Source organism: Enterobacter sp. Crenshaw (genome assembly GCF_024734705.1).
GTDB classification, from domain to species: domain Bacteria; phylum Pseudomonadota; class Gammaproteobacteria; order Enterobacterales; family Enterobacteriaceae; genus Enterobacter; species Enterobacter asburiae_B.
In genome coordinates this window covers 3263246-3288881 of sequence record NZ_CP102932.1, presented here as the reverse complement: position 1 = coordinate 3288881, position 25636 = coordinate 3263246, and the positions used below count along the sequence as shown (strand labels likewise).

General features: G+C 52.9%; 22 protein-coding genes and 1 tRNA gene. 16 read left to right on the top strand and 7 right to left on the bottom strand.

Features of this window, described 5'->3' with window-relative positions; translation table 11 throughout:
- The first annotated feature begins 234 nt into the window (after positions 1-234).
- Positions 235-1812: an LA2681 family HEPN domain-containing protein gene (locus tag NWV12_RS15640; RefSeq protein ID WP_101744613.1), complete on the top strand. Its 1578-nt coding sequence runs from the start codon at positions 235-237 to the stop codon at positions 1810-1812.
- 119 nt (positions 1813-1931) lie between these two features.
- Positions 1932-3287, top strand: a complete 1356-nt coding sequence (locus tag NWV12_RS15635) for a hypothetical protein (RefSeq protein ID WP_101744612.1) — start codon at positions 1932-1934, stop codon at positions 3285-3287.
- A 4-nt stretch (positions 3288-3291) separates the two neighbouring features.
- On the opposite strand, the gene NWV12_RS15630 is transcribed toward NWV12_RS15635, so the two are convergent.
- The 3 genes from NWV12_RS15630 to NWV12_RS15620 form a co-directional block, all read right to left on the bottom strand.
- On the bottom strand, positions 3292-4458 hold the full coding sequence (locus NWV12_RS15630) for a tyrosine-type recombinase/integrase (RefSeq protein WP_101744611.1): 1167 nt from the start codon (positions 4456-4458) through the stop codon (positions 3292-3294).
- 160 nt (positions 4459-4618) lie between these two features.
- Positions 4619-4693, bottom strand: a tRNA-Arg gene (locus NWV12_RS15625).
- A 75-nt stretch (positions 4694-4768) separates the two neighbouring features.
- Positions 4769-5698, bottom strand: a complete 930-nt coding sequence (locus tag NWV12_RS15620) for a formate/nitrite transporter family protein (RefSeq protein ID WP_029740160.1) — start codon at positions 5696-5698, stop codon at positions 4769-4771.
- Between the two features lie 315 nt (positions 5699-6013).
- Here NWV12_RS15620 and mlaA point away from each other — a divergent pair, with 315 nt between their 5' ends.
- Positions 6014-6766, top strand: a complete 753-nt coding sequence (gene mlaA / locus NWV12_RS15615) for a phospholipid-binding lipoprotein MlaA (protein ID WP_023312585.1) — start codon at positions 6014-6016, stop codon at positions 6764-6766.
- A gap of 44 nt (positions 6767-6810) precedes the next feature.
- Here mlaA and fadL read toward each other — a convergent pair whose 3' ends face one another.
- Positions 6811-8094, bottom strand: coding sequence for a long-chain fatty acid transporter FadL (gene fadL / locus NWV12_RS15610; protein WP_033146109.1), 1284 nt, complete (start codon positions 8092-8094; stop codon positions 6811-6813).
- 372 nt (positions 8095-8466) lie between these two features.
- Here fadL and NWV12_RS15605 point away from each other — a divergent pair, with 372 nt between their 5' ends.
- The 4 genes from NWV12_RS15605 to sixA all read left to right on the top strand — a co-directional run bounded on the left by NWV12_RS15605 (position 8467) and on the right by sixA (position 13181).
- Complete coding sequence (locus tag NWV12_RS15605; protein ID WP_048980074.1) at positions 8467-8751, top strand: YfcZ/YiiS family protein; 285 nt, start codon at positions 8467-8469, stop codon at positions 8749-8751.
- A gap of 277 nt (positions 8752-9028) precedes the next feature.
- Complete coding sequence (fadI, locus tag NWV12_RS15600) at positions 9029-10339, top strand: acetyl-CoA C-acyltransferase FadI (RefSeq protein ID WP_048980072.1); 1311 nt, start codon at positions 9029-9031, stop codon at positions 10337-10339.
- A complete protein-coding gene (gene fadJ / locus NWV12_RS15595; protein ID WP_048980070.1) occupies positions 10339-12486 on the top strand; it encodes a fatty acid oxidation complex subunit alpha FadJ in 2148 nt (715 codons plus the stop codon). Before fadI ends, fadJ begins: the two co-directional genes overlap by 1 nt.
- Before the next feature lie 209 nt (positions 12487-12695).
- A complete protein-coding gene (sixA, locus tag NWV12_RS15590) occupies positions 12696-13181 on the top strand; it encodes a phosphohistidine phosphatase SixA (RefSeq protein ID WP_032659231.1) in 486 nt (161 codons plus the stop codon).
- Between the two features lie 46 nt (positions 13182-13227).
- Here sixA and smrB read toward each other — a convergent pair whose 3' ends face one another.
- Positions 13228-13779: an endonuclease SmrB gene (smrB, locus tag NWV12_RS15585; RefSeq protein ID WP_033146105.1), complete on the bottom strand. Its 552-nt coding sequence runs from the start codon at positions 13777-13779 to the stop codon at positions 13228-13230.
- Positions 13780-13924: 145 nt separating this feature from the next.
- Between smrB and prmB the strand changes: the two genes are divergently transcribed.
- From prmB to NWV12_RS15555, 6 genes are read left to right on the top strand one after another with little or no spacing between them, the layout of a single operon-like run.
- Positions 13925-14857, top strand: coding sequence for a 50S ribosomal protein L3 N(5)-glutamine methyltransferase (gene prmB, locus NWV12_RS15580; protein WP_048980067.1), 933 nt, complete (start codon positions 13925-13927; stop codon positions 14855-14857).
- 60 nt (positions 14858-14917) lie between these two features.
- Positions 14918-16003 carry a chorismate synthase gene (gene aroC / locus NWV12_RS15575; protein ID WP_048975418.1) on the top strand — a complete coding sequence of 362 codons (1086 nt, stop codon included), beginning with the start codon at positions 14918-14920 and terminating at the stop codon, positions 16001-16003.
- A 2-nt stretch (positions 16004-16005) separates the two neighbouring features.
- Positions 16006-16830, top strand: coding sequence for a penicillin-insensitive murein endopeptidase (gene mepA / locus NWV12_RS15570; protein WP_024908935.1), 825 nt, complete (start codon positions 16006-16008; stop codon positions 16828-16830).
- Positions 16830-17639, top strand: a complete 810-nt coding sequence (locus NWV12_RS15565) for a sulfite exporter TauE/SafE family protein (RefSeq protein ID WP_038417370.1) — start codon at positions 16830-16832, stop codon at positions 17637-17639. Before mepA ends, NWV12_RS15565 begins: the two co-directional genes overlap by 1 nt.
- Positions 17639-18184 (top strand): elongation factor P hydroxylase, encoded by a 546-nt coding sequence (locus NWV12_RS15560; protein WP_033146101.1) that lies wholly within the window; start codon positions 17639-17641, stop codon positions 18182-18184. The genes NWV12_RS15565 and NWV12_RS15560 overlap by 1 nt, the downstream gene beginning before the upstream one ends.
- A gap of 13 nt (positions 18185-18197) precedes the next feature.
- A complete protein-coding gene (locus tag NWV12_RS15555; RefSeq protein WP_048980064.1) occupies positions 18198-18476 on the top strand; it encodes a YfcL family protein in 279 nt (92 codons plus the stop codon).
- Positions 18477-18534: 58 nt separating this feature from the next.
- Here NWV12_RS15555 and mnmC read toward each other — a convergent pair whose 3' ends face one another.
- The gene (gene mnmC, locus NWV12_RS15550; RefSeq protein ID WP_048980063.1) at positions 18535-20532 is read right to left on the bottom strand and encodes a bifunctional tRNA (5-methylaminomethyl-2-thiouridine)(34)-methyltransferase MnmD/FAD-dependent 5-carboxymethylaminomethyl-2-thiouridine(34) oxidoreductase MnmC; all 1998 of its coding nucleotides are present in this window, start codon (positions 20530-20532) and stop codon (positions 18535-18537) included.
- A gap of 158 nt (positions 20533-20690) precedes the next feature.
- On the opposite strand from mnmC, the gene fabB reads away from it, so the two are divergent.
- Both fabB and NWV12_RS15540 read left to right on the top strand, forming a co-directional pair.
- Complete coding sequence (fabB, locus tag NWV12_RS15545) at positions 20691-21908, top strand: beta-ketoacyl-ACP synthase I (RefSeq protein WP_023336433.1); 1218 nt, start codon at positions 20691-20693, stop codon at positions 21906-21908.
- Between the two features lie 207 nt (positions 21909-22115).
- The gene (locus NWV12_RS15540; RefSeq protein WP_048980062.1) at positions 22116-23294 is read left to right on the top strand and encodes an MFS transporter; all 1179 of its coding nucleotides are present in this window, start codon (positions 22116-22118) and stop codon (positions 23292-23294) included.
- Between the two features lie 84 nt (positions 23295-23378).
- Here NWV12_RS15540 and flk read toward each other — a convergent pair whose 3' ends face one another.
- Positions 23379-24383: a flagella biosynthesis regulator Flk gene (flk, locus tag NWV12_RS15535; RefSeq protein WP_033146097.1), complete on the bottom strand. Its 1005-nt coding sequence runs from the start codon at positions 24381-24383 to the stop codon at positions 23379-23381.
- A gap of 113 nt (positions 24384-24496) precedes the next feature.
- Here flk and pdxB point away from each other — a divergent pair, with 113 nt between their 5' ends.
- On the top strand, positions 24497-25633 hold the full coding sequence (pdxB, locus tag NWV12_RS15530; protein ID WP_048980060.1) for a 4-phosphoerythronate dehydrogenase PdxB: 1137 nt from the start codon (positions 24497-24499) through the stop codon (positions 25631-25633).
- Positions 25634-25636 lie beyond the last annotated feature (3 nt).

Sequence of the window (25636 nt, the reverse complement as noted above, 5' to 3'; positions counted from 1 at the left end):
TTCTTTTCACTCTTTTCAGTTCCATGCTCGCTGTAAATCCCCAGTAGTGGCGCGGTCTGGCGCTATCATTTGTAAAAAATCCCAACTGAAAAATTTTAGCGATCTGAAAACCGCAGGCGGGTGCGGTGTAGTGCAATTTTTGTCATTCTAAAATTTTTTGTCTCAGGTTGCAGTTTTCTTTTAACCTAAATCATATAATGTTAGACACCATAAGCTCGTATTTTAGAGGTTTGAATGGACATTAACTGCGTAGTTTCAAGAATGAGAGATACTGATACTCTTATACAGGAAGGGGCATTTGATTCTGCTTATATTAATGTAAAGAAACTACTTAAAGATATAGAAAAATGGCATTCCAACAATACTAACAAAATCAAAATAATATCTAGCTTGGCTGGGTATTTAATTGATATTGGAAGTTTTAGTAGAAATAAAAGCATAGTTAATGAAGGGTTGGATATTTTAAAAAATAAAAAAGAGGATATTTTAGCTATAACAACAGAGTCATCATATTATTACAATGTAGCTAATGGTATGAGCGCAACACTTGACTTCAATCCTCATTTGGATGCAAATATTGATGATTTTATTCAATTAAACGAAGTTAAAAATAATTATTGGAAATCTTATAAGCATTCAAAAAAAGAAGGGGTGATTCATCCTGAGTTAATGGTCAACTTAGGTAATGCATTAAAAAGACAGTATCGAATATCTGAATCTTTGGATTATTATGGTCAGGCTATAGCAATCGATGATTCGATTCCACAGGCATGGGTCAATAGATCTGAAGCATTAGAATTACTAAACGAGTTATCATCTACATATTCATATAAGATGGTTAAAGAAGTTATTCATGGTTATGAATGTGCTATAGCTACAGGAAAGTGTATCCCTTCATGGATTACAACCTATCAAAGAAAAATTCAGTTCAGCGAAGAGATATTAAAGGAACTAAATTTAAATGATATCGGTGATGAAAGGACTGATGAACAACTCACTAAAGAGGAGTACGAAGCTTTATCCCATTACCAGAAGTTTTGCATAGATAATAATCTTATGCTGTCTGACCACTCTTTATACTGTAATTGTTATGCATCCTCTAAAGATAATTTAACTATTTTGACTACCACAAAGGGAGTTTTTGGTGACTTTATTGTACCGATGGAAATGGTGTTGAATAGACTTAAAGCTGAATACTCATTAGCGAGAAAAATGTTTTTCGAATATAAAGTTGGTAATGAGTTTTTTGATGAAGAGTCTGAAGTTTGTTATTCTGAATTGTATAATAACGAGATCTTATATGAAAATGTTGAGAAGTTGAGAATATCCTTTAGGTCGTGCTTTGGTGTCCTAGATAAAATAGCAGTTGCCTTGTGTAAATTGTTTGATTTAAAACCAAATAGAGGTCACATCTACTTTCATAGTTTTTGGCAAGTCTCAGATGAAAAGAGAAAACAGAAAATAAATAAAATAAACAACAAAGGATTATTTGGATTGTTTAGTATTGCAATGGACTTGAATGATAAACATGGTGAGCTCTCTTTTTTTAGAGAGTGGCGGAATGACTTAGAACACAAGTTATTAGTTATACATGAAAAAAATATCCCTTTGGATTTATATAATTCATATGGTTTTTTTGATGACGTTAAGTTTATTGAAAAAGAAGAGTTTGAGCAGCATTTGTTGCAGTTGATAAAAATTGTGAAGTCAGCAGTTATTTTATTTGTATTCACTATACGTATCGAGGGTATGCGAAATGTACCAGATGGCGGTTTGACCATTACTAATACTATTGATAGAAAAATTTTTTAATTTATCTCTTGGTGAGTGTTGATATGATAGTATTTCACGTTTAAAATTATTTTTTGTTGTAATGATGGTTTTTTATATGAAGTATAATTAACAACTTATAGACTATTGGAAGGTTGTTTATGAATAGGCAGCAAAAAGATCAAATCTCAGGGTTAGTAGAGGCATTCGATCCAAATAAATTCAAAGAATCGATCGCGGAGGTCTACAAAGATCTTGGTGATTACTCTGGTATTTTTATCGGTGACATAGACTTAGGTTCATATATTATTCTTGTATGTAAAGTATATGATCATTTTAGACAGGAAATTACCAGTGAGAATTTTATAACATTACCTTTTAGTTATAATTTTCCCGATTATGGTAGTGGTAACCTAGCCTCTGATTTGACTTCTATAAGTTCTTACCTGCAAAGAAACGATTTTCAAAATGCATTTTCCCTGATACTGAGACTAGCGATTTATCAGCGGGCATATGGTTTTTGGGAGTATAATGAGCGCCGGTATTTAAAAGCTTCCGAGAAAAAAATTCAAACCGATAATGAGTTACTCGAAGCAAAAAAGGCGCTTATAGATGCAAGAATAGCAAGCCTTGATGAGTTGGTTTCTGCAATACAGAGTTCTCATGATAAGTTAGAAGGATTCAATGAAGATAGTATTTCAAAAATAAAATCTTTAGAGTCCGCGTTGCAAAATATTATTTCTAATAACGATATGATTAATAATGTATATAATAATGCGACTACAACAGCTGAAAAGATAAACTCACAGCTTACCTTGTCAGAAAGTAAAAAAAATGATCTGGATAGGTTGTTTACAAGGGCGAATGAACAGGTGGATGAAATTAATAAAAGTATAGCCGAATATAAAGGTGAATATGGATCGACTGCAAAAAAATTTGAAGATCTGACTAATGATTTTAATGAGAAGCTAGAGTTTGTAGAAGGGAAGCACGAGTACTTTACTGAAAGGAATTCATATTTAGACGATCTTATTGGTCGAGAGGTAGGGGCTTCACTTTTTGAGACATTCAAACAGCGAAAAAATGAGTTATCCCCTTCAGTCACATTTTGGAAGTGGGCTGTTCCATTTTTGGCTGTTGCGACAGTTGCATGGATATTTTTACTTTTCCATTGGTCCTCAGATAAAGAAATGAGCTATCAACTGTTAATCATTAACTCGATAAAAGCATTGCCCGCAATTGGTTTGCTTTTATTCGGTATCGCCCAATATGGGAAAGAGAGAAATTTTCAAGAGGAGTATGCGTTTAAATCAGCTGTTGCTTTAACATTGAATTCTTATGCAGAGCAACTCAAAAATATTGAGAATAAAGATGCGTTGATACTTGCTTCAGTCTCTTCAATTTACAAGTCTCCAATATTTCACGCTAAGATTAAGTTAGACGATGGAAAGGGAGTTATGGATTCCCTCACAGAATTAATTGGTCGAGTTAGAGATCCGGGCGCAGCTAAAAAATAAAAGCTTATCGATAAAGGAATGATGAATACCACTGAGTCATTTCTTTACGCTGTTGGAGATATTGCGCATGATTATAAGTGCCTCTTATGGAATTCTTATCAACATGCGCAAGTTGCATTTCAATCCAGGCGCTTTCAAAACCGTGTTCATGCAAAATAGTACTCATGGTATGCCTGAAGCCGTGTCCAGTTAACCGACCATTATAACCCAACAGTTTTATCACTTTATTGATACTAGCTTCACTCATTGGTTTTCTGACATCGTTTCTTCCTGGAAAAACGAGACTGTAATTACCAGTTATATCTTTAAGTTTTTTAAGAATGCTGATCGCCTGTGTAGATAACGGAACAAGATGAGGGCGGCGCTTCTTCATTCGCTCTTTAGGAATTTCCCATAGAGCATTATTTAAATCAAATTCTACCCATTCCGCTGCACGAAGTTCAAAGGTTCGTACACCTGTTAGCATCAACAATTGTGTGGCGTATTTTGTGACTAAACTGCCCTGATAGTTATCCAGAGCATTGACGAATTCGGGCAACTCACTTTCAGTCAGGAACGGGAAGTGCTGAGTTTTAGGCTTGTTGAGTGCAATAGCTAAATCAGGAGCAAAGTTATATTTAGCTCGTCCGGTGGCGACGGCATAACGTAAAACTTCACCACAACGGCGGCGGATCTTACTGGTTTGCTCCAAAGCCCCCCTTTTCTCGATCTTTTGCAGAACGGTTAGCAGCTCTAACGGTTCAATCTGTTCGATTGGGCGCTGACCGATAAAAGGGAAAATGTCCTTCTCCATGCAGTTGAGAACTTCTTTTGCGTACCCTTCTGACCAGGTGGTTTTTTTTGAACCATGCCATTCCCTTGCTACAGATTCAAAACTGTTCTCATGTGCAAACCGCAACGCAATTTTTTCAGCCTTTCTGGCCTCGCTGGGGTTGACCCCTTTGGCCAACATCGAACGAGCTTCGTCGCGTTTAGCACGCGCCTGCGCAAGCGATACATCACCGTACACGCCAAAGGAAATCATCTTCGGCTTGCCTGCAAAGCGGTAGCGATAACGCCAGCCTTTACTGCCTGATGTGTCGATAAGAAGTGACAACCCCATGCCATCGTTCAACGTATAGGGCTTATCCTTTGGTTTTGCTCGTTTTATTTGGATGTCAGATAGCAGCATGTGTATAGAAAAAAGATCGAACTCAGTTATACACAATCTTATACGCAAAGATGTATAGATTCTATTAGAAATAATGGCACTTTACTGGACGAACAAGATTAGTGATTAGGATTTAAATCAGTTAGTTATGGAAGTTATTAGACTTGCTGAGATGTAGCTATGGTGTCCCCTGCAGGAATCGAACCTGCAACTAGCCCTTAGGAGGGGCTCGTTATATCCATTTAACTAAGGGGACGAGGCGGCACGAGTATAGCCTTATTTACACTTTGCGTTAAGCACAGCGCCGCCTGACTGCTCAAAGAGTCACCATTCAGGTCGATTTTTTTGTCGATTTATCATCATTTTCCCGTGCCTTAAGCTCAGCTTTGCGTTTGTTCGACATGTCGTTACGAATTTGGGCATGGCTTAAAAGCGCGAAGATAAACGTTCCGCCGCAAATGTTTCCTGCCAGCGTCGGAAGGGCAAACGGCCAGAAGAAATCGCTCCAGTGAAGCGTACCGTTAAAGACCAGATACAGGATTTCAACGGTACCGACCACAATATGCGTGGTGTCCGCCAGCGCAATCAGCCAGGTCATCAATATGATCACCACAATTTTGGCGCTTCCCGCTGAAGGAAACATCCAGACCATTGTGGCGATAATCCAGCCAGAGATGATGGCGTTTGAGAACATCTCGACCGGCGTGTTTTTCATTACGTCCATGCCGATTTTCACAAACGCATCCCGGGTGGGTTCATCAAAGATCGGCATATATTCAAACGCCCATGCCGCGATGCCCGTGCCGATGATATTACCCAGCAGAACCACGCTCCAGAGCCGCATCAATAAACCGAAATTACCGAGTGTGGGGTTTTGCATCACCGGCAGAACGGCGGTCACCGTGTTCTCGGTAAACAGCTGCTGGCGGGCCATGATGACAATAATAAAGCCGAAGGTATAGCCGAGGTTTTCCAGTAAAAATCCACCGGGTACGCCTTCCAGCTGCACATGAAATATCCCTTTCGCAAGCAGAGATGCGCCCATTGAGAGTCCGGCAGCAATGGCTGACCAGAAGAGGGCCATCGCGTCGCGCTCCATCTCTTTTTCACCATCCTGGCGTATATGCTCGTGGATGGCCATTGCGCGGGAGGGGAGGCGATCTTCATCAATTTCTATCTTCTCGCCGCGCGCTTTCTCCTCGCTTTCAATTTCAAGCTCCTCAGTGCTCTCGCCAATTTTTTCTTCGCCTACATCTTTCATATCTGCTCCCGGAGGTTGATCTTTCTGTTAAGCGTAGCGGCTTTTATCGGGATGCCTGTGGGGATGCTCTTAAATTGGCGGCAATGACAACAAAGGTGATACATCTCTTTCAAAGTCATTATAAAATTGCCAGCGAAACGAATTCCAAAAGCCAGGCTATGCTGAGATCAGAGTCACGGTGGTTACTGCCCGTAATTGTGCTCATAGACATCGGTAAACGTGCTGTTACAATCGCTTGCACGTTTACAGACGGAGCGTCAACGGCTCCGTTACGGATGGCAATCAACGATAGCCATACTGAACAGGGAGATATTTATGAAACTTCGGCTGTCGGCGCTTGCGCTTGGCGCGACGATGCTTGTGGGCTGCGCCAGCTCCGGTGAGCAAACGGGACGCTCCGATCCTCTCGAAGGATTTAACCGCTCAATGTATAGCTTCAACTACAACGTACTGGACCCGTATGTGGTTCGTCCGGTGGCAGTAGCATGGCGCGATTATGTTCCACAACCTGCGCGTAACGGGTTAAGTAACTTTACCAGCAACCTCGAAGAGCCTGCGGTAATGGTGAACTACTTCCTGCAGGGCGACCCGTATCAGGGGATGGTCCACTTTACCCGCTTCTTCCTGAACTCCATTCTGGGTATGGGTGGCTTTATTGATGTTGCAGGTATGGCTAACCAGAAACTGCAGCGTGAACAGCCACACCGTTTCGGCAGCACGATGGGACACTATGGCGTCGGGTATGGTCCGTACGTGCATTTACCGTTCTATGGTAGCTTCACCCTCCGTGATGATGGCGGCGATATGGTGGATACGCTGTATCCGGTCCTTTCGTGGCTGACCTGGCCGCTGTCGGTGGGTAAATGGACGGTGGAAGGGATTGAAACCCGCGCGCAACTGCTCGACTCTGATGGTCTGCTGCGCCAGTCTTCTGACCCGTACATTATGGTGCGTGAAGCGTACTTCCAGAATCATGACTTTATTGCCAACGGCGGCAAGCTGAAGCCGGAAGAGAATCCAAACGCGAAGGCGATCGAAAACGAACTAAAAGATATCGATTCGGAGTAAATAAAAAAGGTGAGCAATGCTCACCTTTTTTGATTCCAGCGCGATTAGAACGCGTAGTTGAAGTTCGTACCGAACAGCCAGGCTTTACCTTCAGAGGTAAACTCGTACGGACCTTCCTTGAACGTTACTTTCTGACCGTGCATATAAGATACGCCCGCATCGATGGATGCATTCTCGTTCAACGCATAGGTCGCACCAGCACTTAACCAGAAGCGGTCCTGATCCGGAATGGAAATGGAACGTTTGTCTGCCGGAACCGGGCTGTCGTCAAATGCGATACCGGAGCGGAAAGTCCAGTTTTTATCGTAGTAGTAGGTGGTACCCAACGCTATACGATAGGCATCGTGGAAGCTTTCGTCCTTATAGAACAGCGTTTGACCATTGGTTCCGGTCGCTTTCAGCTCCTGGAACTGGCTCCAGCTGGTATAGGCCAGGCTATAGTGAATAGCCCATTGTGGTGCAACGCGGTTGTAACCGGAGACTTCCCACATTTCTGGCAAATGCAGCGACAGTGAACCCGGAACGGTCTGGTTGGACGTTCCCCAAGGAATGGTAGTGCCCGCACCTGGAACCAGATTGTTCACAGGCTTCAGGATGCCGCTCTTGTAATCGCCGTCGAAGTCAATTTTCACTTCGGAACGATAGGTCAGGCCCCAACGGTTGTTTTTGTCCAGCTCGTACAGGATACCGGCGTTCCAGCCATAGCCCCACTCATCACCTTCAAGACTGGCAATTTTATTGCTGTTTTTAGGCAGGCGAGCAGTCTGTTCCCCGGAATAACGTTCAATCTTGGCGTCGGCGTAGACGGCATCAAAGCCCAGGCCAAAACTCCAGTTATCGTTCAGGCGATACGCACCGCTCAGGTTGAGGTTCAGCGTAGTAAGGTCTGTTTTACCGCCGTATTCACCAGCCGGGTAGTTGTTATTGAACTCGGTAGCCAGACCGTAGTTAGACGTTACCGATGCACCCCAGCCAAACTGTTCGTTGATAGGTGCAACGAAGTGCAGGTTTGGGATCCATGCTGTTGGGGCAATATTGTCCGCTTTAAGGCTCGCACCCGTGTAAGGCGACTTACCAGAAACGTTGACATCAGGATCGATATAAACCGCACCGGCAGAGAAAGTCGGACGATCGAACATCATGATCAACGCGGGGTTACGACTCGCGTTACCCGCATCATCAGCGATAGCGCCTTCCCCGGAATACGCACGGCCAAGGCCAGAGGAAGAAAATTCGTTTAACTGAAAGCCCGCTGACCAGGCGGAAGTGGAGACGAGTGCCACTGCGACTGCCAGCGCAGTCTTGTTGAACAGGGTTTTCTGGCTCATGACCATAACCTCATTGAGTTATTTTTATTCAATAATTGTTACATACCGTAACAGGAGCGCGAAGTGTAGGGTCTGAGGTATGACAGACAAATCAGACCAGTGGCCAGAGTATAGGTCTGACCAGCCGGAATGTTGCAAGTTTGTTTATTAATATTTTCAAACATGTTTCGTGAAACGAGATCTGGTTGGCAAAATTGTGACCATCGCGACTCACCCAAAAGGGTGGTTTTTGTTTTAGATCATTTTTTAGTGTGATATTGGTCACTTATCCGATTTTGCGCCATTAACGGCTGGAGAGCGCCCGCTCCGGGGCGTAAAATATCAGCATCGTGTCTATCTCGCGCGCTGCGCGAATACAGAGGAAATTGAGCTATGAGTAAATGCAGTGCTGATGAAACCCCGGTTTGCTGCTGTATGGATGTTGGGACCATCATGGACAACACCGATTGCACCGCCTCTTACAGCCGTGTATTCTCCAACCGTGCCGAAGCGGAAGAGACCCTGACCGCGCTGAGCAAGCGTGCGCGTGACGTTGAATCCGATCCGTGTGAAATCAAGTCTACCTTTACCGAAGTGGAAGGCGGCGTGAAGCTGGACATCGACTTTATCTTCGCCTGCGAAGCAGAAACGCTGATTTTCCAGCTGGGCCTGCGTTAATTTCTGCGGCCTGAAGCCCTCACCCCGACCCTCTCCCACGGGAGAGGGTGCAAACATTAAAAACGGTAACCTACGGGTTACCGTTTTGCTTTTACCTTGCGCACCCGGCAACAAACCGCACAAATGCCTCTGCTATGCAGGGGCATTTTCTTTTTCTTCTCTGTGTTTTAGCTCGCACTTTTTCGTTTCCCCGATTGGCTGAATGTAAAAAAATGGTTAAGACTATTATCAGGTCAGACCACTTTATGTTTGCGAAAATTTTTTACAGGGGAGTGTTATGAGTCAGGCATTACCGCTTATTACCCGTCAGGGCGATCGCATTGCCATAGTCAGTGGATTGCGCACGCCATTTGCGCGTCAGGCAACGGCGTTTCATGGCATACCGGCCGTCGACCTGGGGAAAATGGTAGTGGGGGAGATGCTGGCTCGCAGCGAAATTCCGCCTGAGGTCATCGAACAGCTGGTATTCGGTCAGGTCGTGCAGATGCCTGAAGCCCCCAATATTGCGCGTGAAATCGTCCTCGGTGCCGGGATGAACGTGCATACCGATGCCTACAGCGTCAGCCGCGCCTGCGCAACCAGCTTCCAGGCTGTGGCTAACGTCGCTGAAAGCCTGATGGCGGGCACTATTCGCGCCGGGATTGCGGGTGGAGCGGACTCCTCTTCGGTGCTGCCAATTGGGGTCAGTAAAAAGCTGGCTCGCATCCTGGTGGATGCCAATAAAGCCCGCACGACGGGGCAGAAACTCAAACTCTTCTCGCGTTTACGCCTGCGCGACCTTATGCCTGTACCACCTGCCGTAGCGGAATACTCCACTGGCCTGCGCATGGGCGATACCGCCGAGCAGATGGCAAAAACGTACGGCATTACGCGTGAACAGCAGGATGCCCTGGCGCATCGCTCGCATCAGCTTGCGGCAAAAGCCTGGTCGGAAGGCAAGCTGGCCGACGAGGTCATGACCGCCTATATTCCCCCCTACCGTGAACCGCTTGCGGAAGATAACAATATTCGCGGCACCTCAACGCTGGCGGATTACGCCAAACTGCGCCCGGCGTTTGACCGCAAACACGGCACGGTGACGGCGGCGAACAGTACGCCGCTGACGGATGGTGCCGCCGCCGTGATCCTGATGACCGAATCCCGCGCGAAGGAGCTGGGCATCACTCCCCTGGGCTATCTACGCAGCTATGCCTTCACCGCCATTGATGTCTGGCAGGACATGCTGTTAGGTCCGGCGTGGTCCACGCCGCTGGCGCTGGAGCGCGCGGGGCTGACGCTGGCTGATTTAACCCTGATTGATATGCATGAAGCGTTTGCCGCGCAAACCCTGGCAAACGTACAGCTGCTGGCAAGCGAGCGTTTCGCGCGCGATGTGCTGGGCCGCGCCCATGCCACGGGCGAAGTGGATCAGAGTAAATTCAACGTGCTGGGCGGCTCTATCGCCTACGGTCATCCATTTGCCGCCACAGGGGCGAGGATGATCACGCAAACATTACATGAACTCCGTCGCCGTGGCGGCGGGTTTGGCCTCGTTACCGCCTGTGCGGCGGGTGGCCTTGGCGCAGCAATGGTTCTGGAGGCTGAATAATGGATATGCCATCTGCATTTAATCTGACGGTTCGCCTCGATAACGTGGCCGTTATCACGATCGATGTGCCTGATGAAAAGATGAATACCCTGAAGGCCGAATTTGGTGTTCAGGTGCGCGCGATGCTAAAGCAGATCCGCGACAACAAAGCCATTCGTGGTCTGGTGTTTATCTCTGCCAAGCCGGATAACTTTATCGCCGGCGCGGATATCAACATGATCGCCCGGGCGCAAAGCGCTCTGGAAGCCGAAGAGCTTGCGCGTCAGGGCCAACAGGTTATGGCGGAGATCAACGGTCTGCCGATCCCGGTCATTGCCGCGATCCACGGTGCCTGTCTGGGCGGCGGGCTTGAGCTGGCGCTGGCCTGTCACAGCCGGATTTGCACCGACGATGCGAAAACGATTCTGGGTCTGCCGGAAGTGCAGCTGGGCCTGCTGCCTGGCTCCGGCGGAACGCAACGACTGCCGCGCCTGGTGGGCGTAAGCACGGCGCTGGAGATGATCTTAACCGGTAAACAGCTGCGTGCCCGTCAGGCGCTGAAAGCCGGTCTGGTCGATGACGTCGTGCCGCAGTCCATTTTGCTGGAAGCCGCCGTTGAGCTTGCGCTGAAAGGGCGTCAGGCAAAACGTCCTCTGCCGGTACGTGAGCGCGTGCTGGCCGGCCCGCTGGGAAGAACGCTCCTGTTCAACATGGTGGGCAAAAAGACCGAACAAAAAACCAAAGGCAATTACCCGGCGGCAAAGCGGATCCTCGAAGTGATCGAGACCGGGCTGTCGCAGGGAAGCAGCAGCGGCTATGCCGCGGAGGCCAAAGCCTTTGGCGAACTGGCGATGACGCCGCAGTCGCAGGCGCTGCGCAGCATCTTCTTCGCCAGCACGGAAGTAAAAAAAGATCCGGGCAGCGAGGCGCAGCCTGCGCCGCTGCGTGCGATTGGCGTACTGGGTGGGGGGCTCATGGGTGGCGGAATCTCTTTTGTTACCGCCAGCAAAGGCAAATTGCCTGTACGAATCAAAGACATTAATCCTAAGGGGATCAATCACGCGCTACAGTACAGCTGGCAGAACCTTGATCAAAAGGTCAAGCGCCGCCATATCAAGGCAAGCGAGCGCGATAAAACCCTGGCGATGATATCCGGTACGACGGATTACAGCGGTTTTGCGCACCGCGATCTGGTGATTGAAGCCGTGTTTGAAGATCTGGCGCTTAAACAGCAGATGGTGGCAGACGTTGAGCAACATTGCGCCCCGCATACCATTTTTGCCTCCAATACGTCGTCATTACCGATTGGCGATATCGCAGCGAAAGCCGCGCGCCCGGAGCAGGTGATTGGGCTGCATTTCTTTAGCCCGGTCGAAAAAATGCCGCTGGTGGAAGTTATTCCGCACGTGACTACCAGTCCGCAAACTGTTGCCACCGTGGTGAAGCTGGCGAAAAAACAGGGCAAAACCCCGATTGTGGTAGCGGACAAAGCTGGCTTCTACGTCAACCGCATTCTGGCTCCCTACATTAATGAAGCAATGCGGTTGCTGACGGAAGGGGAGAAGATTGAGCACGTCGACGAGGCGCTGGTAAAGTTTGGTTTCCCCGTTGGCCCAATCCAACTTTTGGATGAGGTGGGAATAGACACCGGCACTAAAATTATACCAGTGCTGGAAGCTGCATATGGCGATCGTTTTAGCCCACCTGCAAACATTGTTTCTGCGATTTTGAAGGACGATCGCAAAGGCAGAAAAAATGAACGCGGTTTCTATCTTTACGGCGCGAAAGGGCGTAAAAGCAGGAAACAGGTCGACCCTTCGGTATATGGACTCATTTCGACCACAGGTCAGGGAAAACTGTCCGCCGTTCAGTGCGCTGAGCGCTGCGTGATGATGATGCTCAATGAAGCGGCGCGCTGCTTTGATGAGCAGGTGATTAAGAGTGCACGCGATGGTGACATCGGCGCGGTATTTGGCATTGGTTTCCCGCCGTTCCTTGGCGGCCCGTTCCGTTACATGGATACGCTCGGCGCGGGTGAAGTGGTTGCTATCCTGCAACGTCTGGCTTCGCAATATGGTCCACGGTTTACACCGTGTGACGAATTATTGCAGATGGCGGAACGCGGCCAGACATTTTGGCCTGCAAGGGAAACTGTCCTCGTAAGCTGAGGTCAAAGAAGGGTAAATCCTGAAGTGAATGGACCTGTTCTGGCGATTTTGTAAACAGAGATTGACTATACTTACGCCATTGAGGTAAAAAACAGCGTTTCATTCACCGAATGGATCAGGCACAATGCCCGGCCATCGGGTTTTCTACCTCTTAGCATTTATCGCGCGTAGTTAACGCCGGTGATTCTGGTTAACAAAAGCGGTGCAATATGCAAGTTTTTATCATGCGTCACGGCGACGCGGCACTCGATGCCGCCAGTGACTCAGTACGTCCTTTGACCGTCTGTGGCTGCGACGAATCTCGTCTGATGGCGACCTGGCTTAACGGTCAAAAAGTGGACATCGAACGCGTTCTGGTGAGTCCGTTCCTGCGTGCAGAACAGACGCTGGATGTGGTAGGGGAGTGTATGAACCTGCCGACCAGTGTGGATGTTCTGCCTGAACTCACCCCGTGTGGCGATGTAGGCCTTGTCAGCGCTTATCTTCAGGCGCTGTGCAATGAAGGTGTCGCTTCCGCGCTGGTCATTTCCCACCTGCCACTGGTTGGCTATCTGGTATCTGAGCTGTGCCCGGGCGAAACCCCGCCGATGTTCACGACATCCGCCATTGCCAATGTTTCTCTCGACGAAACGGGCAAAGGTGTCTTCAACTGGCAAATGAGTCCGTGCAACCTGAAGATGGCAAAAGCGATCTGACGTGACGTGCGATATGGCGGGGTGCAATGTGCTTCCCGCCATTCTGTCAGGGCAACTCTGGCGGCTGCCACTCTTCCACTTCAATCAACACCAGCAACGCGGCATCTCCGCCGTACTCTTTCGGTGCCTGATGAAAAGCCATTACGTGTGGGTGCTGAGCCAGCCACAGCGGCGTTTGTTGCTTAAGGATATGTTTACCGTGGCCGTGCATCACGCAGGCGCAAAAAACATGTTCACGGCGACAGGCGGCGATCAACGCCCCCAGCTCTTGTTTCGCCTGCATCTGCGTTAAACCGTGCAGATCGAGAAACAGCTCCGGCGAATAATCCCCGCGGCGTAATTTTTTCAGCTCAAAATGGCTGACGTCTTCGCGTACGTACTTCACAGCCCCTTGCGTGTTGAGCAGCGGCTGAAATTCATCTGAAAAATAGTGGCTGTTATCGGCCTGCTCCTGCAGAAGACGCTTGACCGGTACTTCGCTGATTTTTTTACGCAGCGGGCGATGGACGATGGTGTCCTGCGTGATTTTACGCGTCCCGGTCATCAGCTGACGGAAGAGCGCCTGATCCTCCTCGCTGAGCGATGTTTTCTTTTTCATTCGTCATTCTCATCTCGTATTTCCGACAGTGTACCCGACTAAACGCATTTTTTAACCTCAAGCACGACGCGTCATTGCTGATTTATCGCCGTCTTCATGGCAAACTAGCCGCCGAAAATTATGCGAGCATGCCCTGGAGGAAAGAGTGGATAAAATTTTTGTCGATGAAGCAGTAAACGAGCTGCATACCATACAGGACATGTTGCGCTGGTCGGTTAGCCGCTTCAGCGCCGCCAATATCTGGTACGGTCACGGTACCGATAACCCGTGGGATGAAGCCGTACAGCTGGTGCTGCCGTCTCTCTACCTGCCGCTGGACATTCCGGAAGACATGCGCACCGCGCGCCTGACTTCCAGCGAAAAACACCGCATCGTTGAGCGCGTGATCCGCCGCGTGAACGAGCGCATTCCGGTCGCCTATCTGACCAACAAAGCCTGGTTCTGCGGCCACGAGTTCTATGTCGATGAACGCGTGCTGGTGCCGCGCTCGCCGATTGGCGAGCTGATCAACAACCACTTTGAAGGTCTGATCGGCCATCAGCCGCAGCACATTCTGGATATGTGTACCGGCAGCGGCTGCATCGCCATCGCCTGCGCGTACGCCTTCCCGGAAGCGGAAGTGGACGCCGTCGATATCTCCACCGACGCGCTGGCCGTGACCGAGCACAACATTGAAGAGCATGGGCTCATCCATCACGTTACGCCAATTCGCTCCGACCTGTTCCGCGATCTGCCGACGCTGCAGTACGATCTGATCGTCACCAACCCGCCGTACGTCGATGCGGAAGACATGTCCGATCTGCCGAACGAATACCGTCACGAGCCGGAGCTGGGTCTGGCGTCAGGCTCTGATGGCCTGAAGCTGACACGCCGCATTCTGGCCTGCGCGCCGGATTACCTGACCGACGACGGCGTTCTGATTTGTGAAGTGGGCAACAGCATGATACATCTGATAGAGCAGTACCCGGATGTGCCGTTCACCTGGCTTGAGTTCGACAACGGCGGTGACGGCGTCTTTATGCTGACCAAAGCGCAGCTGCTCGACGCGCGCGAACACTTCAGCATCTATAAAGATTAATCCAGCGGGCTTCGGCCCGTTTCACAACGCTCAAACACAAACTACAACATCGGAGCCGTGATGGCAGGAAACAGTATTGGACAGTTATTCCGCGTGACCACCTTTGGCGAGTCGCACGGGCTGGCGCTGGGCTGTATCGTTGATGGCGTACCGCCAGGCATCGAACTGACCGAAGCCGATTTACAGCACGACCTCGACCGTCGTCGCCCGGGCACCTCTCGCTACACCACGCAGCGTCGCGAGCCGGACCAGGTCAAAATTCTCTCCGGCGTCTTTGAAGGGCGCACTACCGGGACCAGCATTGGCCTGCTGATCGAAAACACCGATCAGCGCTCCCAGGACTACGGCGCCATCAAAGACGTCTTCCGTCCGGGCCACGCCGACTACACCTACGAACAAAAGTACGGCTTCCGCGACTATCGCGGCGGCGGACGTTCTTCCGCGCGTGAAACCGCGATGCGCGTGGCGGCAGGGGCGATTGCTAAGAAATACCTGCAGCAGAAATTTGGCATCGCTATCCGCGGCTGTCTGACCCAGATGGGCGACATTCCGCTGGCGATCAAAGACTGGGATCAGGTTGAACAAAACCCGTTCTTCTGCGCCGATGCCGACAAGCTTGAGGCGCTGGACGAACTGATGCGTGGCCTGAAAAAAGAGGGCGACTCCATTGGCGCGAAAGTGACCGTGGTGGCCGACGGCGTCCCGGCTGGCTGGGGCGAGCCGGTATTCGACCGTCTCGACGCCGACATTGCCCACGCGCTGATGAGCATCAACGCGGTGAAGGGCGTAGAGATTGGCGACGGCTTTGACGTGGTTCAGCTTCGCGGCAGCCAAAACCGCGATGAGATTACGAAAGCGGGCTTCCAGAGCAACCATGCGGGCGGCATCCTGGGCGGTATCAGCAGCGGGCAACAGATTGTTGCCAACATCGCGCTGAAGCCAACTTCCAGCATCACCGTGCCGGGCCACACGATTAACCGCGATGGCGAAGAAGTTGAGATGATCACCAAAGGACGTCACGATCCGTGCGTGGGGATCCGCGCGGTGCCGATCGCAGAAGCGATGCTGGCGATCGTGCTGATGGATCACTTCCTGCGCCAGCGCGCGCAGAATGCGGATGTGACGACCACCATTCCACGCTGGTAAACATGAAAAAAACCGCAATTGCTCTGCTGGCGCTGCTTGCCAGTGGAGCCAGTCTGGCCGCGACGCCATGGCAAAAAATCACCCACCCGGTGGCGGGGAGCGCGCAGTCCATTGGCGCCTTTTCCAACGGCTGTATCGTCGGTGCCCAGGAGCTTCCTCTCCAGTCTGATACCTATCAGGTGATGCGCACCGATCAGCGACGTTATTTCGGCCACCCGGATCTGGTGCTGTTCATCCAGCGTCTGGGAAACCAGGTGCATAACCTTGGGCTGGGCACGATGCTGATTGGCGATATGGGGATGCCTGCCGGCGGTCGCTTTAACGGCGGACACGCCAGCCACCAGACCGGACTGGATGTCGATATCTTCCTGCAGCTGCCGAAAACGCGCTGGACCTCCGCCCAACTGCTGAAACCGCAGGCGCTGGATCTGGTGGCGAGCGACGGTAAGCGCGTGGTGCCGTCCCTGTGGACGCGGGACGTATCCAGCATGATCAAGCTGGCCGCGGAAGATAACGACGTCACGCGTATTTTCGTCAACCCGGCAATCAAGCAGCAGCTCTGCCTGGACGCCGGAACCGATCGCGACTGGCTGCGCAAAGTGCGCCCGTGGTTCCAGCATCGTGCGCACATGCACGTTCGTCTGCGCTGCCCGGCGAATAGCCTGGAATGTGAAGATCAACCGCTACCTCCGCCAGGCGATGGCTGCGGTGCGGAACTGCAAAGCTGGTTTGAACCGGCAAAACCTGGAACCTCTAAGCCTGAGAAGAAGACACCGCCTCCGTTGCCGCCTTCCTGCCAGGCGCTACTGGATGAGCATGTACTTTAATGGATAATTTCGTCGATCTGTTTATGGTGTCGCCGCTGTTGCTGGTGGTGCTGTTCTTTGTGGCCATGCTGGCCGGTTTTATCGACGCGCTCGCGGGCGGCGGCGGGTTGTTAACCGTGCCCGCGCTGCTGGCGGCGGGCATGAGCCCGGCGCAGGCGCTTGCCACCAACAAGCTGCAGGCCTGCGGCGGTTCGCTCTCGGCGTCGCTCTATTTTATCCGCCGCAAGGTGGTGAGCCTTGCCGATCAGAAGCTTAATATCCTGATGACCTTTATCGGCTCCACGTCGGGCGCGCTGCTGGTTCAGCACGTGCAGTCCGATATTTTGCGCCAGATCCTGCCGATTCTGGTCATCTGCATCGGGCTTTACTTCCTGCTGATGCCAAAGCTCGGTGAAGAAGACCGCCAGCGTCGCCTGTACGGCCTGCCGTTTGCCCTGATTGCCGGGGGCAGCGTGGGTTTTTACGACGGTTTCTTCGGGCCGGGGGCGGGTTCATTTTATGCGCTGGCGTTCGTGACGCTGGCCGGGTTTAACCTCGCCAAATCCACCGCCCATGCCAAAGTGCTCAACGCGACCTCAAACGTCGGCGGCCTGCTGCTGTTTATCATTGGCGGCAAGGTTATCTGGGCAACCGGATTTGTGATGATGGCAGGGCAGTTCCTGGGCGCGCGCGCGGGCTCGCGTCTGGTATTAAGCAAAGGGCAAAAACTTATTCGCCCGATGATCGTCATCGTCTCGGCCGTAATGAGCGCCAAACTTCTTTATGACAGCCATGGACAGGAGATCCTCACCTGGTTGGGGATGCACTAATGAACAGTACGCATAAATACGAACAGCTGATTGAGATTTTCGACGGCTGTTTTGCTGACGATTTTAATACCCGTCTGATTAAAGGCGACGACGAACCGATCTATCTTCCTGCTGATGCGGAGGTTCCGTATAACCGCATCGTCTTTGCCCACGGCTTTTATGCCAGCGGCTTGCACGAGATTTCGCACTGGTGCATTGCGGGGAAAGCGCGGCGCGAGCTGGTGGACTTCGGTTACTGGTACTGCCCGGACGGACGTGATGCCGCCACTCAGGGCCAGTTTGAAGATGTGGAAGTGAAGCCGCAGGCGCTGGAATGGCTATTCTGCGTCGCGGCGGGTTTCCCGTTCAACGTCAGCTGTGACAACCTCGAAGGCGACTTCGAGCCAGACCGTATCGTCTTCCAGCGCCGCGTTCACGCGCAGGTGATGGAATATCTTGAGAAAGGCATCCCGGAACGTCCGGCACGCCTGATCGAGGCCTTACAGAATTATTACCACACGCCGGTTATCACGGCGGAATGCTTCCCTTGGCCGGAAGATCTTTAACAGAGGAAAGAAGATGATCGCAGAATTTGAATCACGCATTCTGGCGTTAATTGATGACATGGTGGAACAAGCCAGTGATGATGAGCTGTTCGCCAGCGGTTATCTGCGTGGTCACCTGACGCTCGCGGTAGCCGAGCTGGAAGCGGGGGACGATCACTCTGCCGACGCCGTTCACGCTGAAGTCACTCGCAGCCTGGAAAAAGCCATTCTGGCCGGGGAGCTCTCGCCGCGCGACCAGTCTCTGGTGTTAGGCATGTGGGACACTTTGTTCCAGCAGGCGAAAGCCAAGTAAGTGTTTCACCACCCTCTCCCTGTGGGAGAGGGTTAGGGTGAGGGCACCAGACCGCACCTTACTTAACCTTCTTCCCCTTCAGCAGTTTCCGTACCCACAAGCGATTCGGATTCAGCCCTGCAAGCGTAACCCTGTCCAGCGGCATCGGCTCGCCGCTCATTTGTGCGGCTAACACTTCTGCCAGTAGCGGTGCGGAACAGAGCCCGCGAGATCCTAATCCACCCAGCATAAACAGCTCCGGATACACCGGCGAGGCCGCCGCCGTTTCCTTGCGTTCAGCCAGATCCTGATAGGCCTCAAGCGTAGCATCGTAGTCCGGCACATTTCCCGCCATTGGCAGATGATCGCGGGTGGCGCAGCGCACGCCGCAGCGCGCGTCACCCTCGCTGACGTCAACCTCTTTCGCCCACGCCGCATCCGGGAAACAGTCAATCAGGCGCTGGCGGTTCTGGGCCTGATCCGCTTCGCTGTAGCGCATATCCGTTTCGCCACGATGATAGCTGGCCCCGATGCAGTGGTGGCCGTTAGACGGATTTTGCGGCGTCAGATAGCCGTCATAGCACAGCACCTGACGCAGTTTGTTCACTTCGGGCGCGGAAGGAATATGGCTTACCTGGCCGCCGACCGGATAAACCGGCAATGACTCTGTCTGGATAAACTGGCTGATGTTATGTCCGTTTGCCAGCACAACGCTGGCATGGCTTGCCTCTTTGCCATCAGCAAAACGCAGATTCCAGCGTTCTGTCCGGCTCAACGATTCAACCTTGTGAGCATAATGCGCCGTCAGCCCGCGCGACTGCGCCAGCGCAATGACCGCCGAGGTCAGTTCAGCCGGGCACAGCCAGCCGCCGAGCGGATACTGAATGCCCCCACACCCGGTTTCCACGCCAGCGGTGTCTGCCACCTCTTGCGCACTTACCGCGCGTGCAATCTCGTCAGGCAGGCCCAGCGACAGCATCTGCGTGATTTTTTGCTGGCTCTTTTCATCCCAGCCGAGCTGCGTCACGCCGCACCAGTCATGCTCGAACGCCACCGGCAGGGCGTCGTACAGGCGACGAGCGAAGGTAAACGCCGCCGGGAAAAACCGGAACAGGGCCGGGTCGTGCGCGCTTAAAAGCGGATAGAGCGCACCCTGACGGTTGCCGGATGCGCCGCTTGCTGGCGCGTCGTCGGCACAGTAGAGCGTGACCTGCCAGCCGCGGTGGAGAAGCGCGAGAGACAGCAGAGCGCTGGCGATCCCCCCGCCGACTATCGCCACCTCACGGGATGCGCTGGCGCTGCGTGCAAACCAGGGGGCACTTGCGGGGATGTCCAGCGTCTGCTCCATTCTGCCGACCAGCATGTCGCGCTTGCGGCCAAAACCTTTGGTTTTCTGCATGGTAAAGCCCGCCTCCTGCAGCCCGCGGCGGACAAAGCCTGCCGAGGTGAAGGTGGCAAGCGTTGCGCCCGGGCGCGCCAGCCGCGCCATCGCGCTAAACAGATGCTGGCTCCACATGTCCGGGTTTTTGGCGGGGGCAAAGCCGTCAAGGAACCACGCGTCCACCGTCTGATTCATCGAGTCATCGAGCGTATCGGTCAGGTCATTGATGTCGCCAAGCCATAAATCCAGCGTCACGCGTCCGCCGTCCAGAATCAGACGGTGACAGCCGCCAATGTGGGGTGGCCACTGCGCCTGAAGCTGCTCCGCCCAGGCTGCAAGCTCTGGCCAGCGCTGATGAGCGAGCCGCAGATCGTGCGCGGTGAGCGGGAATTTTTCGAAACTGATGAAATGTAATCTTTGTAGCGTAGCCTCAGGGTGGGCAGCGTGAAACTGGTCAAACGCCTGCCAGAGGGTCAGAAAATTGAGCCCGGTACCGAATCCGCTTTCCGCTACAACAAACTGGCTCCGCGGATGCTCCGGGAAGCGGGTGCTGAGCTGGTTTCCGTCGAGGAAAACATAGCGAGTTTCTTCGAGTCCGTTATCATTAGAAAAATAGACGTCATCAAAATCTCGGGAAACAGGTGTACCCTCAGCGTTGAATTCGAGGTTGGCGGGTTGTATAGCGTTTTGTTTCACGTAAGTTACTCGTCTGACAGGCAGTGGCACGATCTTAACGATGTGAGTCCATCGGTGCAAATTTCCGCAGAAAATGTCTGATCGGACTTGTTCGGCGTACAAGTGTACGCTATTGTGCGACTCGAAACTTACTATAGTGCGACTTACAGAGGTATTGAATGAAACGTGCAGTGATTACTGGCCTGGGCATTGTTTCCAGCATCGGTAATAACCAGCAGGAAGTCCTGGCATCTCTGCGTGAAGGACGCTCCGGGATCACTTTCTCTGAAGAGTTTAAAGATTCAGGTATGCGTAGCCACGTATGGGGTAACGTCAAACTGGACACCACCGGTTTGATTGACCGCAAAGTGGTTCGTTTCATGAACGATGCCTCTATTTATGCTTATCTCTCCATGCAGGAAGCGATCAAAGATTCCGGCCTGAGTGAAGAGGTTTATCAGAACAACCCGCGCGTGGGTCTGATCGCCGGTTCCGGCGGCTCATCAAAAGCGCAGGTATTCGGCGCTGACGCAATGCGTAGCCCGCGTGGTCTGAAAGCTGTAGGTCCGTACGTGGTCACCAAAGCTATGGGTTCTGCGGTTTCCGCGTGCCTGGCGACCCCATTCAAAATCCACGGTGTGAACTACTCCATCAGCTCCGCGTGTGCGACTTCCGCGCACTGCATCGGTAATGCTGTTGAGCAGATCCAGCTGGGTAAACAGGACATCGTATTTGCTGGCGGCGGCGAAGAGCTGGGCTGGGAAATGGCCTGTGAATTCGACGCGATGGGCGCACTGTCCACCAAGTACAATGAAACCCCGGATAAAGCCTCCCGTACCTATGATGCGCACCGTGACGGTTTCGTTATCGCTGGCGGCGGCGGTATGGTTGTGGTTGAAGAGCTGGAGCATGCCCTGGCACGTGGCGCGCACATCTACGCTGAAATCGTGGGCTACGGTGCAACGTCTGACGGCGCCGACATGGTTGCGCCATCCGGCGAAGGCGCTGTGCGCTGCATGAAGATGGCGATGCACGGCGTTGACACCCCAATCGACTACCTGAACTCCCACGGTACCTCTACTCCGGTAGGCGACGTGAAAGAGCTGGGTGCGATCCGTGAAGTCTTCGGCGACAACAGCCCGGCAATCTCCGCGACCAAAGCCATGACCGGTCACTCTCTGGGGGCGGCTGGCGTGCAGGAAGCGATCTACTCTCTGCTGATGCTGGAAAACGGCTTTATCGCGCCAAGCATCAACATCGATGAGATGGACGAGCAGGCTGCTGGCCTGAACATCGTGACCAAACCAACGGAAGCGACGCTGACCACCGTCATGTCAAACAGCTTCGGCTTCGGTGGCACCAACGCCACGCTGGTTATGCGTAAGCTGAAAGCATAAGTTTTACGTTTGATTCCGGAAGGGAGCCATAAGGCTCCCTTTTTTATGCATTGACAAGCGGCTGATCTCACAGGCAAACTTCACCCCTCAACATTATCCTCACGATAATGCGTAAGCGTTTAACGTCAACCAACGCACCTTAATCCTGATAATCAGGTAGAGGGGGCGTGGCATTTCCCCGCCTTACTCTTCATTTCGGAGTAAAGCATGACTGCAGTAACTCAAACAGAAACAACCCCTTCAGCGAACGTCTCGCTGTTCCGTATCGCTTTCGCGGTATTTCTAACCTATATGACCGTCGGCCTGCCGCTGCCGGTGATCCCGCTGTTCGTTCATCAGGAGCTGGGCTATGGCAACACCATGGTCGGCATTGCCGTGGGCATTCAGTTTTTAGCCACGGTATTGACCCGCGGTTACGCCGGACGGCTGGCGGATCAGCACGGTGCAAAACGCTCGGCGCTACAGGGGATGTTTGCCTGTGGGCTGGCGGGCGGCGCATGGCTGCTGGCTTCTCTCCTGCCGGTAGACGCCGCGTATAAGTTTGCGCTGCTGGTGCTGGGCCGCTTAATCCTGGGCTTTGGTGAAAGCCAGCTGCTGACCGGCACCCTGACCTGGGGAATGGGTCTGGTGGGGCCGGCACGCTCCGGCAAGGTGATGTCCTGGAACGGCATGGCCATCTATGGCGCGCTGGCCGCAGGCGCACCGCTTGGGCTGCTGATCAATAGCCAGTTTGGGTTTGCGGCGCTGGCTGCCACCACCATGGCTTTACCCCTTCTGGCGTGGGCGTTTAACGGCTCGGTGCGTAAGGTGCCTGCGCACAAAGGCGAGCGTCCTTCCCTGTGGAGCGTGGTCGGCCAGATCTGGCAGCCGGGTCTTGGCCTGGCGCTGCAGGGCGTGGGTTTTGCGGTGATCGGTACCTTCGTCTCGCTCTATTTTATGAGCCGCGGCTGGGCGATGGCCGGTTTTACGCTCACCGCGTTTGGCGGCGCGTTTGTGCTGATGCGCGTTTTCTTCGGCTGGATGCCGGATCGCTTTGGCGGCGTGAAGGTAGCGGTGGCGTCGCTGGTGATTGAAACCATCGGTCTGCTGCTGCTGTGGAATGCACCCGTTGCATCCGTTGCGCTGCTTGGTGCGGCGCTGACCGGGTGCGGCTGTTCACTGATCTTCCCGGCGCTGGGCGTTGAAGTGGTGAAGCGCGTGGCCCCGCAGGTGCGCGGTACGGCGCTGGGCGGCTATGCGGCCTTTCAGGATATCTCATACGGGGTAACCGGACCGCTGGCCGGGGTGTTAGCCACCTCGTTTGGTTATCCGTCCGTCTTTCTGGCCGGTGCGGTTTCTGCAGTGGTTGGGATCGTGGTGACGCTGGTGGCGTTTCGCAGATCGTAGTTTTTGCCCGGTGGCGCTTCGCTTACCGGGCCTACAACCGCACTAGCCGTAGGCCGGGTAAGGTGAAGCCGCCACCCGGCAGTGTTAAGCAACCAGCCAGAAAATCGCCAGCGCAATCAGTAACGCAATAAACATCAATCCCGGACGCGCAGAGAGCGTTCTGAACGTCTCCACGACTGGCGCAAACAGCGGGCTGTAGATCGGCTGAATGTTTCTCACCTCCGGCACGCCGCCCTCGCGCTCGGCGCGGCGAACGAAGATTTGATTGAGCAGATCCTGCACCTGCGCGGTGGTCAGTACCGTTTGCGGCGTAGCCTGCCAGTTTTGCTGGGCGTAATCCCGAATGACTTCAAACTCGTGCGGCTCAAGCGGCTGCTTCAGTGCCGCCTGGACGGTATGCAGGGTAGGGGCATTCTGTGTGCTGAGCGTCTGGCGCGCCTGGAGCCAGGTCACCAGATGCGTAAACTGTCTGGCCGGGATTAACTCACCCGCCTTCACGCCGGACAGCTCCAGCATGGATTGCCAGATAAGCTTCGTCGGTTCGCCGGTGGCCGCAGCCAGCTTCGTCACCATCTGCTTGAGCGTGTTGTGCTCGGCAGGCAGCAGCGGACGCTCGGTCGCCGGGCGCACCTGAGGCTGCGGGATAGACAGCTCGTTGTTCTGCAGCAGGGTCAGCACGGTTTTGAGCTGGTCGGGCGTCAGCTGGCCCAGCGCGGTCTGACCATACTGCTGGCGAATAAAATCGCTCACCGCCTGCCGGTTATTGCCCTGGCCCAGCAGCTCGGTCAGCTGAGCGACAATCTGGCGCGTGGTGTGGTTCTGCTGCGCGGTATTAATACGCTGGTTCAGGTTTTGCTCGGCCGCAGGGAAATGGCGCGACTGCAGCGGTGCGTCGTTCCTCACGCCTAAATCATGCTTTACCCCGGCCCAGACTTCCGCGTTTTGCTGTGAAGTCAGCGCAATCAGGCGCGTGATCAGTCGCTCCAGCACGGTGCGCTGTTGCGTGGATAGCGGTTGTTCACCGGCAACGTTTGGCGTGACGGGGCCTTCACCCGGAGGGCGTGGCGGCGTACCTGAAATGGGCTGCATCGTCAAAAATCCTTAAAGTCAAAACTCAGCGTAAACCAGGCATACATATATGCCTGGCGGCGAGATTATGGCACACTTGGCAGGTTTTCTTCCTCTCAAACAGGTACTCAGACGTGAAAATCCTCGTTGATGAAAATATGCCTTACGCCCGTGAGCTGTTTAGCCGCCTGGGTAACGTTAAGGCTGTCCCTGGTCGCCCGATCCCGGTCAACGAACTGGATGACGCAGACGCGCTGATGGTGCGCTCGGTGACTAAAGTAAATGAGGCGTTGCTCGCCGGTAAAGCGATTAAGTTTGTCGGAACCGCAACGGCAGGGACCGATCATGTGGATGATAAATGGCTGAAGCAGGCCGGAATCGGTTTTTCCGCAGCGCCGGGCTGTAACGCCATCGCCGTTGTGGAATACGTTTTCTCCTCCCTGCTGATGCTGGCCGAGCGCGACGGGTTTGCGCTGAAGGACCGCACCGTGGGGATTGTCGGCGTGGGTAACGTCGGCGGGCGCCTGCAAAAGCGCCTTGAAGCGTTAGGGATCCGCACGCTGCTGTGCGATCCGCCGCGTAAAGATAACGGCGATGACGAGGATTTCCGCTCGCTGGATGAGCTGGTTGAACAGTGTGACGTGCTGACGTTCCACACGCCGCTGTTTAAAGAGGGGCCGTATAAGTCGCTGCATCTTGCTGACGAGGCGCTGATCCGTCGTCTGAAGGCTGGCACTATTCTGATAAATGCCTGCCGTGGTCCGGTGGTAGATAACGCCGCGCTGCTGACATGCCTGAACGAAGGACAAGACCTCAGCGTGGTGCTGGACGTCTGGGAGCCGGAGCCGGATCTCAACGTTGAGCTGCTTAACAAGGTGGATGTGGGCACGGCGCATATCGCCGGTTATACCCTGGAAGGCAAAGCCCGCGGTACCACGCAGGTTTTCGAAGCCTACAGCGCCTTTATTGGCCATCCGCAGCAGGTGGCGCTGGATACCTTACTCCCCGCGCCTGAATTTGGCCGCATTACCCTGCATGGTCCGCTCGATCAGGCAACGCTGAAAAGGCTGGTGCATTTGGTGTATGATGTGCGCCGCGATGATGCGCTGCTGCGTAAAGTGGCGGGGATCCCGGGTGAGTTTGATAAGCTGCGCAAGAACTACGTTGAGCGCCGCGAGTGGTCTTCCCTGTATGTAATATGCGACGACGCCCCGGCGGCGACGCTGCTGCATAAGCTGGGGTTTAACGCCGTTCATCACCCGGCGCATTAATGT